Genomic DNA, 11819 nt, shown 5'->3' on the forward strand with positions numbered 1-11819 from the left:
CTCGACCCGTGTCGTCAGTCGCCCCGTACGCGTCGACCGACCATTCCGGGATCGGTCGTGACCACCTGGCCCACGAGCGCGGTCGTGAGGAAGCAGAAGGCGGCGACGTAGAGCCAGGTCAGGTACGTGAAGGCGACACCGATGGACCCGTACCGGTCGGCGCTTGCCTCGAGCGCCCCGGGAAGCCATGCCTGGGTGGCGGGGCGGACGGTGATCATCAGGAGAGCGAACAGCAGTGCACCCGGCATCAGCATCCGGGCGCGTACGGCGCCGGCGAGCAGCGCCCAGGGGATGAACGCTGCGACCGCGACGTCCCAGGCGAACGAGACCACCCGTGGCCACAGCTCCCGAGGGGGGATGGCGTCGAGGGGCTCACCGGCAGCGCGGACGACGACCAGGGAGAGCGCGAAGACCAGGACGACGGCCAGCCAACGCCAGGCCGAGCTCAGCCTGGTCGGTGGGCGCGGCAGTCCCCAGATCGCGGCGAAGGCGCGGGCCAGCGCGCGAGACAGGCTGGTCGCCGAGACGAGCACGAAGACGGCCCCGAGGATGCCGAACGCTGTACCCCCGCTGTCGACGGCGCCTTCGAGCACCTGCCGGGTCTGCTCCGGCATCTCGATCGCGTTGGCGAACCCGTCGCTGTTCGAACCCAGGGCGGCGATCAGGATGAGCACCGGGAGTACGGAGGTGAAGAACTGGGCCGCGATGGTCATCGACCGGTCGAACACCTCGATCCGGCCGAGCCCCGCAACCGCCCGCAGGAGCATCCGTCCCAACTGCCTGTCGAGCAGCCATCCCAGCCGCCGCTGCCACCCGGCCGGCAGACGTCCCAAGGCGGCGTCGACGCGGGCCCGGACCGGATCGACGGCTGGACCTGTCTGGCTCTCCGGGGACGGAGTCCCGTCGTTCGAGTCCATGCCGATCTCATTCTGGCGTTGCCTCAGGCTGAAGCTCGGCCGGGGCGGCCCGCTCCGGCCCCGGTGCTGTGTCCGGCTTCCCTGAGATCAGGGGCAGGGCCCACCTGCCGCGCGGGTCGGCCTCGACCAGCAGGGCCTTGGTGAGCAGCGTGCACGGGACGGCGAGCAGCGCGCCGACCGGTCCGATCACCCAGGTCCAGAACACCAGCGAGAGGAACGTCAACGTCGCCGAGAGACCGACCGAGTCGCCCACCACCCGAGGTTGGATGATGGATTGGATCACGAAGTTGATGACGCAGTAGACGACGATGACGGTCACCATCAGGCCCAGGCCGCCGTCGAGCAGGGCGATGAGGGCCGGTGGGATGACGCCGATGACGAAGCCGATGTTCGGGATGAAGTTGGTGACGAATGCGAGCACCGCCCACACGAAGGCTCCGGGGACGTCCAGCACGTACAGGGCGACCCCGTCGATGACGGCGACGATCAGCCCGAAGCCCGCCGAGACACCCATGTAGTTGCGGGTGCCGTGGGCGAAGTTGTCCAGTGCGGCGACCGGCTCGGGAAACCGGTCACCCAACGTCTTCAGGCTGCGGCGCGTGGAGTCCGTGTCGAAGGCCACGAACAGCAGCACCGTGATCAGGAAGAACAGATCGGTGACCAGGCCGAAGGTGCCGGCGAGCACCGACATGGCCACGTCGATGACCTGGCCTGGGTCGAACGCGTTCACCACTGCGTTGATCTGCTCCTGCTTGACCCCCGCGTCCCGCAAGGTGTTCCCGACGTTCGCGACACCGTCGGCGATCTGGTCGGCGTACGTGGGAACCAGAGCGGCCAGCTGGGCGACCGACACCATCAGGGCCACCGCGAAGACCGAGAGCAGGAGAACTGCCGAGGCCAGCATCAGCGTCGAGATCGCCCATCCGGGAAGCCGTCCCCGTTCCAGCCACACGCGGATCGGGTGCAACGTGATCGTGATGACCACAGCCATGAGGACCGGCCCGACGATGTCCGCGACGGATCTCACGCCGGCCAGCGTGAGCGTCAGCGCGGCGGCACCCAGCAACAGGGTCCAGGCGAACGATCGGGGCCGAAGCTCGCTAGGTGCGGTGGTGGAGGCGTGCTTCATGAGGATCTCCTGTCCGGGCCGGGTGCTCCTGCTCGAGCGCGTCTGTGTCATATCCGAGGGCCATCGCCAGCCTGGGAGCGGCTGCGACCACACGTGCCGTACCGATGACGGGAAGGACACCGATCAGCACGTCGACGACCTCGGCAGCGCTCGCGCCGGCGTCGACGGCCGCATCGGCGGCGGAACCGTAGGAGGGGACCTCGCCCCCGACCGCAACCAGCGCGGCCAGCCGGACCAGGGCCAGGGTTCGGGCATCCAACGTGGGTTCGCGCCACGCTTCGTCGGCCGCGTAGGTGGGGTCTTCGGACCACTCCGTCTGGTTGATGGCCAAGCGGTGGAGTCGATCGGCGTAGTGCACTGCGGACCGTCCTTCCGGCGCGCTCTGAGTTCGACCGCGACCCTTCGATACCGCGGTACGCCCTCATTCAGGCCCACCACGATTCGGTTCGCATCATGTAGATCTGGTGAAGCGCGCTCGCCGGGTAGGCCGAGGCTCCGGTCGACGATTCACGTCTTCTGTGTGACGAAAGTGGGCTCGTCCCCGCGAAGGATGGGCAACCCATCGAAGGAGCCACCATGAAGCTCATCCCCGTCGCCGTCCTGACACTGGCGTTGGCCACACCGCTGACCGGGTGCGGCGAAGACCGAGCTGCCGTGTGCAGCTCCGTCGACGACCTCCAGACCTCGGTCGACGAGGTGCGGGACATCGACGTGTCGTCCTCGGGCGCGTTGGCCGACCTGGAGAGCGGACTCGAGGCCATCGGGGCGGACCTGTCCGACGTCAAGTCCGACGCGAAGGCCGAGTTCTCCAGCCAGATCGACGACGTCCAGGCCAGCTACGACGCGCTCGTGGCGAGCCTCGACGCGGCCAAGGAGAGTGCTTCCGCCGCCACCCTGAGTGCCGCCGCGACTGCGCTCTCCACCTTTGGCGACGACGTACGGACTCTCATCACCGACGTCCAGGAGACCTGCTGAGCAGCCGTCCTGGTGCGGCCGCGGCGTCGGTCTTCACGCATCTTGGGTGAGGACGCGCGGCCGGGCGGGAACCAGACTTCCGACCATGGCCCCTTGGATCGCCGCTTCTCTCTACCTGATCGACCTCGCGTTGAAGATCGTCGCGTTGGGCGTGGTGCCCAAGAACCGGCGACCGTCCAGCGGCATGGCCTGGCTGCTCCTGATCCTGGTCGTGCCGCTCTTCGGCTGGGTGATCTTCCTCGTCCTGGGGCGGACCAAGCTCGGGCGCCGTCGCAACGAACAGCAGGCCGAGGTCAACGCGCTCGTGGCGGAGCGAGCGGCGCACGTGCCCACGCTCGAGAGGGACTTCCCCGGACCGACGTACGTTCGTTCGGTGGCAACGCTGAGCCGCAACCTGGGAGCGCAGCCGGTGACGCCCGGCAACAGGATCGACCTCTTCCCGGTCTACGCCGAGTCCATCGCGGCGATGACCGCCGAGGTCGACAAGGCCTCCGCCTGGGTGCACGTCGAGTTCTACATCACCGCATGGGACAACGTGACCGGCCCCTTCTACGAGGCACTGGCGCGGGCCGTCGACCGCGGGGTGAAGGTCCGTCTGCTCTTCGACCACCTCGGGTCCAAGGGCATCCCGGGCTACAAGGAGTTCATCGCGCGGCTGGACGCGTCCGGCATCGAGTGGCACCCGATGCTGCCGATCGCACCGTTCAAGCGCCGCCCGGACCTGCGCAACCACCGCAAGATCCTGGTCATCGACGGGATGGTGGCGTTCACCGGGTCGCAGAACCTGATCGAGCCCGGCTACAACAAGCCCGCGAACCACAAGCTGGGCCGTGAGTGGACGGAGCTGGTGGCCCGTGTCGAAGGACCGGCGGTCAGCGCTCTCAACCTGCTCTTCTGCACCGACTGGTACAGCGAGACGGAGGTCAAGCTGACCGACGAGCTCAGCACGGTACCGACCCCGGCCGGCGACATCGAGGGCCAGGTGATCCCGAGCGGACCGGGCTTCTCGACAGAGAACAACCTGCGCGCGTTCACGCTCCTGCTGTACTCGGCACAACGCCGACTGTCGATCACCAGCCCCTACTTCGTGCCGGACGAGTCGCTGCTGTACGCCATCACCACGGCCGCGCAGCGGGGCGTCGAGGTCGAGCTGTTCGTGAGCGAGGCCGGAGACCAGTTCATGGTCTACCACGCCCAGTGCTCCTACTACGAGGCCCTGCTGCGCGCGGGGGTGCGGATCTACCTGTATCCGGCGCCCGCGATCCTGCACTCGAAGTTCTTCAGCGTCGACGACGACGTCGCGGTTCTGGGATCGAGCAACATGGACATGCGTTCGTTCGTGCTGAACTACGAGGTCTCGTTGATGCTTCTCGGACCCGAGGTCGTCGCCGAGATGCGCAAGGTCGAGGACAACTATCGGTCGATCTCCAAGGAGCTGCTCCTCGAGGAGTGGCTGACCCGTTCGCGCGGCGCGGCGTACCTGGACAACGTGATGAGGCTGACCGCGGCGCTGCAGTAGCCCGCGTCGAGCCTCAGGTCACCACTTCAGTTCGATCTCGACCTCGCGCTCGTCGTCCCCGATCTCGACCTCCAGCTTGAAGTCGACCTCGTCAGGGACGCGCACCTTGAAGCGCAGTCCTTCTCTTTCGAACTCGACCTCGTTGTTGCTGGCGAGCGCGTCGGCCAGGGCGCGCAGGCGAGCCGCGGCGTCCTCACGACGCAGCCGTGCCCGTTCAGTGACTTCCATCAGGTCCATCTTGAACTCCTCGTTCGACGTTGCGGATGTCCGGCGTCATCGTATGGCGAGCTCCGCCCAGCCCCTCTGACCACTGCAGCGACGGCACCATCGCAACCTATCCGGCGACGTGGGGGCCGGTGTCACCCAGAACGCGTGAATCCCGACGAGCTGCCCGACAACGAGCAGCGTGGCGCGACGCAGCCCGCTGAGCGGCTATCCGGTTCACGGATCTCCCAGGAACCGGGGCGGACTTCCTCGCCCAGGCCATCGACTTCGCCAACGACCGGCTCCGCGGCACCCTCGGTGCCAACATCGTCATCCATCCACACGATCTGGCGGCGGTCGGCGCCGGCCGGTTCGAGCAGCTGCTCGCCGACCTGCGCTACGGCACGATCGCCGTGAACGCGTGGACCGGAGTCGGCTACCTCTCGCCCTTCGCGACCTGGGGAGCCTTCCCCGGTCACACCCCGGACGACATCCAGTCCGGTCACGGGGTGGTGCACAACGGACTCCTCCTCGCGCGCCCCGAGCGCACCGTGGTGCGCGGGCCGTTCCGCCCGTTCCCTCGCTCCTGGGCGAGCGGCAGCCTGGCGCTCACGCCGGTCCCGCCGTGGTTCGTGCACAACCGGACGGCGGCGACGACCGGGGAGCGACTGGTCCGGTTCGCGGCCGCGCCGCGCTGGCGCAAGCTTCCGGGGGTATTTGCCTCAGCGCTGCGGGGCTGACCGCGGCGGGCGCCGGCGCAGTCACATCGAGAGGCCGCCGTCGACGGGCAACACCGTTCCGGTGACGTACCCGGCCTCGGCCGAAGCCAGGAAGCCGACTGCGCCGGTCATCTCCCGCGGTTCCGCGAAGCGCCCGATCGGGATACCGGCCGCGATCTCCGCCTTCTTGTCGTCCGGAATCGACGCGATCATCCGGGTCGCCGCGTTGGGTGAGATGGCGTTCACCGTGACGCCGAAGCGCGCCAGCTCCTTGGCCGTGGTCTTGGTGAATCCGATGATGCCGGCCTTCGCGGCGGCGTAGTTGGCCTGCCCCGTGTTGCCGTGCAGTCCGGTGTACGACGTCACGTTCACGACGCGACCGTATCCGCGGGACCGGAAGTGCGGCGTCGCCGCTCGGGTGAACCGGAAGGTTCCGCCGAGGTGGGTGTTCAGGACGGCGTCCCAGTCGTCATCGGTCATCTTCCAGACCACGCTGTCGCGCAGGATCCCGGCGTTGTTCACGACAACGTCGAGGCGACCGGTCTCGCGTACGACCTGATCGACGACCCCCGTCACGTCCTCGGTGCTGCCGACGTCGGCCGCGAGGCCCGTGGCTCCGATCTCGTCCGCGCGTGCCTTCACCTCCTCGGCGTCCCGGTCGACCAGGTACGTCGTCGCTCCGGCGTTCCGGAAGAACCTGCCCAGCTCCAGGCCGATACCGCGGGCGGCGCCCGTGACGATCACGCTCTGGCCGGTGAAGTCGAACGTGAGGGTGGGGGCGTTCATGAGTCTCTGCTTTCGGTGGTGGGAACGGTGCTGGGTACGACGTACGCAAGGGTCTCCGCGACGCAGGCCGGCTTGTCGCCGCCCTCGATCTCGACGGTGATGCGGGTCCTGACCTGGAAGCCTTCGCCGGACGGGTCGACGGAGAGCAGGTCGACGACTGCCCTGATCCGGGAGCCCACGCCTACGGGTGCGGGGAAGCGCACCCGGTCCAGGCCGTAGTTGATCTCCATCGACAGTCCCTCGGTCCGGTAGACCTGCCAGACCAGGGCGGGCACGAGCGAGAGGGTCAGGTAGCCGTGCGCGATCGTGGTGCCGAAGGGCCCCGAGGCCGCCTGCTCGGCATCGACATGGATCCACTGGTGGTCCCCGGTGGCGTCGGCGAAGCAGTCGATCCGTGCCTGCTCGACGGACAGCCAGTCGGAGACGCCGAGGCGGGTGCCCGCGGCCAGGCACAGCTGTGAGAGGTCGTAGCCGGCCGCGCTGGTGGTCGTCATCGCCGTCAGCCGGCGCGCCGTACGAGAGCGGCCAGGGCTTGGCCGCCGCCGATGCACATCGTGACGACGCCGAGCTGGAGGTCGCGGCGCACCAGATCCTTGGCCACCCGGAGCGTGAGCATCGCGCCGGTGGCACCGACGGGGTGTCCAAGCGCGATCGCGCCGCCGTACGGGTTGACCTTCTCAGGATCGAGCTTCGCGTCACGGATGACGGCGACCGCTTGTGCTGCGAAGGCCTCGTTGACCTCGAACACATCGATGTCGTCGGGTGTCAGGCCGGTGGTGGCGAAGAGCTTCCGCAGCGCCAGGACGGGGGCGTAGCCCATCAGCTCCGGTTCCAGAGCTGCGGTCGCTACGGCTTCGAGGGAAGCCAGCGCGGTCAGGCCGCGCTCGGCTGCGGCGGCCTCGGTGGCGAGGACCACCGCGGCGGCGCCGTCGTTGATGCCCGAGGAGTTCCCGGCCGTGACCGAGCCGTCGTCCTCGAAGGCCGCGCGTAGGCCGGCCAGCTGTTCCAGGGTGGTCTCCGGCCGCGGATGCTCGTCCCGCGCGACAGTACGTGAGCGACGTCCGCCGGTGATGACCGGAACGATCTCCTCGTCGAATGCCCGGAGGGCTGCTTCCGAGGCGGCCGCCTGCTGGGAGGCAAGGGCGAACTCATCCTGCTCGGCACGCGAGATGCCGTAGGTCCGCGCGACGTTCTCGGCCGTACGTCCCATCAAGATGTCGTGGAAGGGGTCGGTGAGCATCATGAGCGTGCCGTCGTGCAGCGTGCGGTCGGCGAGCTTGTAGCCGTTGCGGGCGCCGAAGTCGTAGAACGGCATCCGGCTCATGGACTCGTCCCCACCGGCGAGCGCGACGTCGACCCCGCCCCACCGCATCTGCATCGCGGCCGACCAGATCGCCTGGAGCCCCGATCCGCAGAGCCGGTTGACGGTGTACGCCGGGGTGCTCACCGGCAGGCCTGCGGTCATGGCCACGCGCCGGGCGTTGAACGCGTCGGGGCCGACCTGTCCGATGCAGCCCATGACGACCTCGCCGATGTCGTCCGGTCGGACTCCGGCGCGTTCGATCGCAGCGCGGGCGGCGGTGGCACCCAGTTCGTGGGCGGGGACCTCGCTCAGGGCGCCGCCGAAGCTTCCGATCGGCGTGCGGGCGCCGTCGAGGATGAGGATGCGCTGCTGATCCGTCACAGGTTGACTCCTGAAGGTGGGGTGGACGCGGTGACCGCGTGCTCGATGGGCGGCGGAAGGAGGAACAGGGGCGCGACCTCGCCGGTGTGCTCGACGACGCGGCCGTCGCGGACCAGAAGCGCCCGTCCGTGGAGGGCATCGGCGACCCAGAGTGACCCGTCTGCGCCGAGGACGCACCCGGCAGGTGTCGCGACGAGTTGGCCGAGCAGCGCGTCAAGGCTGTGGCCGGTTGGACGGGGGCCGAAGCTCGCCCAGGTGCGGCGGTCGCCGAGTACGCCGTCATCCCCGATGTCGAAGGCGGTGACGCGGTTGCCGAGGCTCTCGCAGACGAGCAGCACGGCGTCGTCGGTGACGATGCTCCCGTGAGGAACGAGCAGGTCGTCGGCGGCGACGTTCACAGTGCCGTCGGGGTCGACCCGCAGGACGCGCGCTGGGGAGAAGGGTCCGTCGGAGCGGAGGTCGCAGCCGGACTCGCACACCCAGGCGCGACCCACGTGATCGACCACCATGCCCAGCACGACACCGTTGACGTGACGGGCGAGCTCGGCGTGCACGCAGATGGAACCGTCGTGCTCGAGCCGCAGGATGCGGGCGTCGCGCCGGGATACGACGAGCAGGCGGCCGTCCGGGAGCCAGCCCAGGCCCGAGGGCTGCTCCGGCACCTCGAGCTCCGCGCGCAGGCCGTTGCCGTGGTGGTCGGTCGAGTAGACCGCGTCGGTGGCGGCATCGCACAGCCAGATCCGGCCGCCTCGTTCTCGAGGGCTGTCAGCGACAGCGAGCGCATCGATGAGGGTCCGGACGGCGCCGCTCATGGCGGGGGACACGCTCGACGTGGTCACTGGCTCACTCCTCGGTCGTTGGACGCTTCCGCTAGGTTACTAAGCGCATAGTCAGTCACGGGTGAACTAGTGTGTCAAGCCGTATCGGCGATTTCTGCCGTGTCGGTCAGCTACAGAAAGGGCAAGCGAGGGTGGCCAAACCGCGACAGGCTCGTCTCACCGTGATCGAGGTCGGCCAGCAGCCCGACCTCGACGACGAGTCACCCCAGTTGTGGCGTGAGGACCTCCCTGAGGTCGCCCGCAACATGCTCACGTCCGCGGTGCGCTGCTTCGCGACGAACGGCTTCCACGGCACGACCACGCGCGACATTCCGGGCATGCTGGGGTTGAGTCCTGCGGCGCTGTACGTCTACTTCCCGTCGAAGGCGAGCGTCCTGTTCGAGATCATCCGCACCGGACACGAGCGGGTCCTGGAGCACATCACCACGCCCGAGCTGGACCAGCTCGACGCCGCCACTCGTCTGCGGACCCTGGTCGCTCGCTACACCGAGTGGCATGCGCGCCACCATGTGGCAGCCCGCGTCTCGCAGTACGACTTCACGGGTCTGAACGTGGAGGACTACGACGTCGTCCTCGAGTTGCGGCAGCAGACCAGCACGATCTTTCGCAGCGCCGTGCAGGCCGGCGTCGACGACGGGTCCTTCGAGAACGTCGACGTGCAGCGAGTGGCCCGCGCGATCCTCTCCCTCGGGATCGACCTGGTCCGCTGGTATCGGCTGGACGGCTCGGACTCGCCCGAACAGGTGGCACAGTTCAACGCCGATCTCGCGCTGAAGATGGTGACCTGAAGCCGGCGTCGACGGACCGCGTCAGGCGCGCTCGGGGTGCCTGTTGATCGTGGAGGCGAGCAGCTCGGCGGCCTGCGCGGTGATCAGCCGCTTGACCACCAGCGCTGAGGGAGAGGGGCGGGAGTCCCGTCGTTGCACCAGTTCGATGCTCACCGAGTGCGCGTCGTGCAGCGGGACCCAGCGCAGGCCGGGCACGTCGACGGTCGTCTCGAACGGTCCCAGGACCCCGATGCCGGCGCCGGAGGCGACCATCAGCTTCATCGTGCGGGCGGAGGTCGCCTCCACGACGACGTCGGGCCGGGGGAGGCCGGCGTGCAGGTGCTCCCACATGACGGTGCCCTCGCGCATCGTCACGATCGGCCAGGTCTCCAAGTCCTCCCAGCGCAGGCTGTCGCGGTCGGCCAGCAGGTGGCCGCGTGGCATGACGACCCCGAGCGGGAACCGCAGCAGGATCGTTCGCTCGATGCTGCTCGGCGCGGGCCTGCGTGGCGTCGTGACGACACCGAAGTCCAGCTCGCCGGCGGCGACCTGGGACTCGATCTCCGTCGATCCCCCTTCGCGAACGGTGAACCGCAGATCCGGGTGCAGGTCACGCAGCCGGCCGACAACCGGAGCGATGACGGTCCCTGCCACGACCGAGATGGTCCCGATGGCGACTCGGCCGCTGTAGGAGTTGCTCGACTGCGCGGCCGCTTCGAGGACGGCGTCCTCGGCAGCGACGAGGCGCGACATCGACTCGAGCAGACCCTGGCCCGCAGGAGTGGGCCGGACCCCGGTGCGGCTCCGGGTGAGCACTACGACGTCGAGCTCCTCCTCGAGCAGACTGATCTGCTGGCCCAACGTGGGTTGACTGATGCCGCACCGTTCGGCGGCCGCACGCAATGATCCGGTCTCGACGGCCGCCAGGAAGTAGCGGGCTCGTTCCACTCGCATGCGGGTAACGATAGCTATCTCCTATCACCCTTGGTAGGCGGAGTCGGAGAAGTCGCTGTACATGGCAGTCTGACCGCCAGCCGGTGACGTGCCTCACACTTTGTGGGCGGCCGGAATGAAAGGTGACGCGTATGACCCAGTTGCCCTTGAGTGGCATCACCGTCCTGGATCTCTCGACGATCCTGGCTGGTCCCTTGGCGTCGTCGTTGCTGGCGGAGTTCGGTGCCGACGTCATCAAGATCGAGCAGCCTCGGACGGGGGATCCCGCGCGGGCGTACCCTCCGCTCGTCGACGGCGACTCCGCACAGTGGTTCATGCTGGGACGCAACAAGCGCAGCGTGAGCCTGGACCTGCACCACGCCGACGCCCCTGCGATCGTCGGACGCCTCGTCTCGGCCACCGACATCGTCGTGACGAACTTCCGCCCGGCGACGCTGAAGCGCTTCGGCGTCGACTTCGACGATCTCGTGAAGTTCCGTCCCGATCTGGTCATGGTGCACGTCAGTGCCTTCGGCCGCACCGGACCGTACGCCGACCGGCCCGGGTTCGCGCGCGTCGCGGAGGCGTTCGCCGGCCTGACTCACCGCACCGGAGACCCCGACGGCCCGCCCATCTTCGCGGGCTACCCGGTTGCCGACGGCGTCACGGGGATCTATGCCGCATTCGCGGCGATGCAGGCTCTGCGCCAGCGTGACCTCACCGGAGAACCGCAACTGGCCGACATCGGGCTCTACGAGCCACTGCTGAGAATGCAGGAGGACTTCATCGTCGGCTATGACCTGACCGGCAGGAGCGTGGAGCGGCAGGGCAACCAGAACCCTCACATCAGCCCCAACAACCTCCACCGCACGCGCGACGGGCACTGGCTGGCGCTCCCGGCCTCCACGGAGCAGATGTGGCGCCGGTTGGTGAAGGTGATGGACGACGACGAGCTAGCGGACTGGGGAGACCTCTCCGAACGTATCGCCCATCGCGCAGAGATCGAGGCGCGTATCGACGAGTTCGTCGGCCAGTACGACCTCGACCCCCTGATGGAGATCCTGGTCGACGCCGAGGTCGCGGCCGGTCCGGTCTACTCGGCCGCTGACATCTGCGACGACCCGCATATCCGGGCCCGCGGGTCGATCGTCGCGGTCCCGGACGCAGCCGGCCACTCACGTCGCATGCAAGCCCCCGCCGGTAAATTCTCCGGGTTCGAACCCAGCATCCGCACGGCTGCGCCGGATCTGGGGGAACACACCGAGTCCGTCCTCGCCGAGCTTGCCGGTCTCAGCGGCAACGAGATCGCCGAGCTGCGAAAGAGCGGTGCGATCTGATGCCTGCTCG

Annotated in this window: 14 protein-coding genes; 5 read left to right on the top strand and 9 right to left on the bottom strand. The window is 68.6% G+C overall.

Going from position 1 to position 11819, the window contains the following annotated elements:
- Positions 1–14 precede the first annotated feature (14 nt).
- From BLT25_RS10190 to BLT25_RS10200, 3 genes are read right to left on the bottom strand one after another with little or no spacing between them, the layout of a single operon-like run.
- Positions 15–917, bottom strand: coding sequence for a YhjD/YihY/BrkB family envelope integrity protein (locus BLT25_RS10190; protein WP_091045115.1), 903 nt, complete (start codon positions 915–917; stop codon positions 15–17).
- A 7-nt stretch (positions 918–924) separates the two neighbouring features.
- Positions 925–2046 carry an AI-2E family transporter gene (locus BLT25_RS10195; RefSeq protein WP_176883772.1) on the bottom strand — a complete coding sequence of 374 codons (1122 nt, stop codon included), beginning with the start codon at positions 2044–2046 and terminating at the stop codon, positions 925–927.
- Positions 2018–2377 carry a carboxymuconolactone decarboxylase family protein gene (locus BLT25_RS10200; protein WP_091046230.1) on the bottom strand — a complete coding sequence of 120 codons (360 nt, stop codon included), beginning with the start codon at positions 2375–2377 and terminating at the stop codon, positions 2018–2020. The genes BLT25_RS10195 and BLT25_RS10200 overlap by 29 nt, the downstream gene beginning before the upstream one ends.
- 245 nt (positions 2378–2622) lie before the next feature.
- Here BLT25_RS10200 and BLT25_RS10205 point away from each other — a divergent pair, with 245 nt between their 5' ends.
- Both BLT25_RS10205 and cls read left to right on the top strand, forming a co-directional pair.
- Positions 2623–3021 (top strand): hypothetical protein, encoded by a 399-nt coding sequence (locus BLT25_RS10205; RefSeq protein ID WP_091045121.1) that lies wholly within the window; start codon positions 2623–2625, stop codon positions 3019–3021.
- An 85-nt stretch (positions 3022–3106) separates the two neighbouring features.
- Entirely contained in the window at positions 3107–4540 is a 1434-nt protein-coding gene (cls, locus tag BLT25_RS10210) for a cardiolipin synthase (protein WP_091045124.1), read from the top strand.
- Positions 4541–4558: 18 nt separating this feature from the next.
- On the opposite strand, the gene BLT25_RS10215 is transcribed toward cls, so the two are convergent.
- On the bottom strand, positions 4559–4768 hold the full coding sequence (locus BLT25_RS10215; protein WP_218131297.1) for an amphi-Trp domain-containing protein: 210 nt from the start codon (positions 4766–4768) through the stop codon (positions 4559–4561).
- 389 nt (positions 4769–5157) lie between these two features.
- Here BLT25_RS10215 and BLT25_RS10220 point away from each other — a divergent pair, with 389 nt between their 5' ends.
- Positions 5158–5484: a hypothetical protein gene (locus BLT25_RS10220; RefSeq protein WP_091045129.1), complete on the top strand. Its 327-nt coding sequence runs from the start codon at positions 5158–5160 to the stop codon at positions 5482–5484.
- A gap of 21 nt (positions 5485–5505) precedes the next feature.
- On the opposite strand, the gene BLT25_RS10225 is transcribed toward BLT25_RS10220, so the two are convergent.
- Genes BLT25_RS10225 through BLT25_RS10240 form a run of 4 tightly spaced genes read right to left on the bottom strand, consistent with a single transcriptional unit; the run spans position 5506 to position 8772 of the window.
- Entirely contained in the window at positions 5506–6249 is a 744-nt protein-coding gene (locus tag BLT25_RS10225; protein ID WP_091045131.1) for an SDR family oxidoreductase, read from the bottom strand.
- A complete protein-coding gene (locus tag BLT25_RS10230) occupies positions 6246–6743 on the bottom strand; it encodes a MaoC family dehydratase (protein ID WP_091045134.1) in 498 nt (165 codons plus the stop codon). Before BLT25_RS10230 ends, BLT25_RS10225 begins: the two co-directional genes overlap by 4 nt.
- 5 nt (positions 6744–6748) lie before the next feature.
- Positions 6749–7933 carry a thiolase family protein gene (locus tag BLT25_RS10235; protein WP_091045135.1) on the bottom strand — a complete coding sequence of 395 codons (1185 nt, stop codon included), beginning with the start codon at positions 7931–7933 and terminating at the stop codon, positions 6749–6751.
- Positions 7930–8772 carry an SMP-30/gluconolactonase/LRE family protein gene (locus BLT25_RS10240; protein ID WP_143033703.1) on the bottom strand — a complete coding sequence of 281 codons (843 nt, stop codon included), beginning with the start codon at positions 8770–8772 and terminating at the stop codon, positions 7930–7932. Before BLT25_RS10240 ends, BLT25_RS10235 begins: the two co-directional genes overlap by 4 nt.
- Positions 8773–8903: 131 nt before the next feature.
- Between BLT25_RS10240 and BLT25_RS10245 the strand changes: the two genes are divergently transcribed.
- Positions 8904–9560, top strand: coding sequence for a TetR/AcrR family transcriptional regulator (locus tag BLT25_RS10245; protein WP_143033704.1), 657 nt, complete (start codon positions 8904–8906; stop codon positions 9558–9560).
- 21 nt (positions 9561–9581) lie between these two features.
- Here BLT25_RS10245 and BLT25_RS10250 read toward each other — a convergent pair whose 3' ends face one another.
- Positions 9582–10493: a LysR family transcriptional regulator gene (locus BLT25_RS10250; RefSeq protein ID WP_091045142.1), complete on the bottom strand. Its 912-nt coding sequence runs from the start codon at positions 10491–10493 to the stop codon at positions 9582–9584.
- A 131-nt stretch (positions 10494–10624) separates the two neighbouring features.
- Here BLT25_RS10250 and BLT25_RS10255 point away from each other — a divergent pair, with 131 nt between their 5' ends.
- On the top strand, positions 10625–11809 hold the full coding sequence (locus tag BLT25_RS10255; RefSeq protein WP_091045144.1) for a CaiB/BaiF CoA transferase family protein: 1185 nt from the start codon (positions 10625–10627) through the stop codon (positions 11807–11809).
- Positions 11810–11819 lie beyond the last annotated feature (10 nt).

It is taken from the genome of Nocardioides sp. YR527 (genome assembly GCF_900101045.1).
Taxonomy (GTDB): domain Bacteria; phylum Actinomycetota; class Actinomycetes; order Propionibacteriales; family Nocardioidaceae; genus Nocardioides.

Coding starts and splice junctions, on each gene's coding strand:
- BLT25_RS10190 (WP_091045115.1), bottom strand. CDS start 917: ATGGACTCGAACGACGGGACTCCGTCCCCGGAGAGCCAGACAGGTCCA.
- BLT25_RS10195 (WP_176883772.1), bottom strand. CDS start 2,046: ATGAAGCACGCCTCCACCACCGCACCTAGCGAGCTTCGGCCCCGATCG.
- BLT25_RS10205 (WP_091045121.1), top strand. CDS start 2,623: ATGAAGCTCATCCCCGTCGCCGTCCTGACACTGGCGTTGGCCACACCG.
- cls (WP_091045124.1), top strand. CDS start 3,107: ATGGCCCCTTGGATCGCCGCTTCTCTCTACCTGATCGACCTCGCGTTG.
- BLT25_RS10215 (WP_218131297.1), bottom strand. CDS start 4,768: ATGGAAGTCACTGAACGGGCACGGCTGCGTCGTGAGGACGCCGCGGCT.
- BLT25_RS10225 (WP_091045131.1), bottom strand. CDS start 6,249: ATGAACGCCCCCACCCTCACGTTCGACTTCACCGGCCAGAGCGTGATC.
- BLT25_RS10230 (WP_091045134.1), bottom strand. CDS start 6,743: ATGACGACCACCAGCGCGGCCGGCTACGACCTCTCACAGCTGTGCCTG.
- BLT25_RS10250 (WP_091045142.1), bottom strand. CDS start 10,493: ATGCGAGTGGAACGAGCCCGCTACTTCCTGGCGGCCGTCGAGACCGGA.
- BLT25_RS10255 (WP_091045144.1), top strand. CDS start 10,625: ATGACCCAGTTGCCCTTGAGTGGCATCACCGTCCTGGATCTCTCGACG.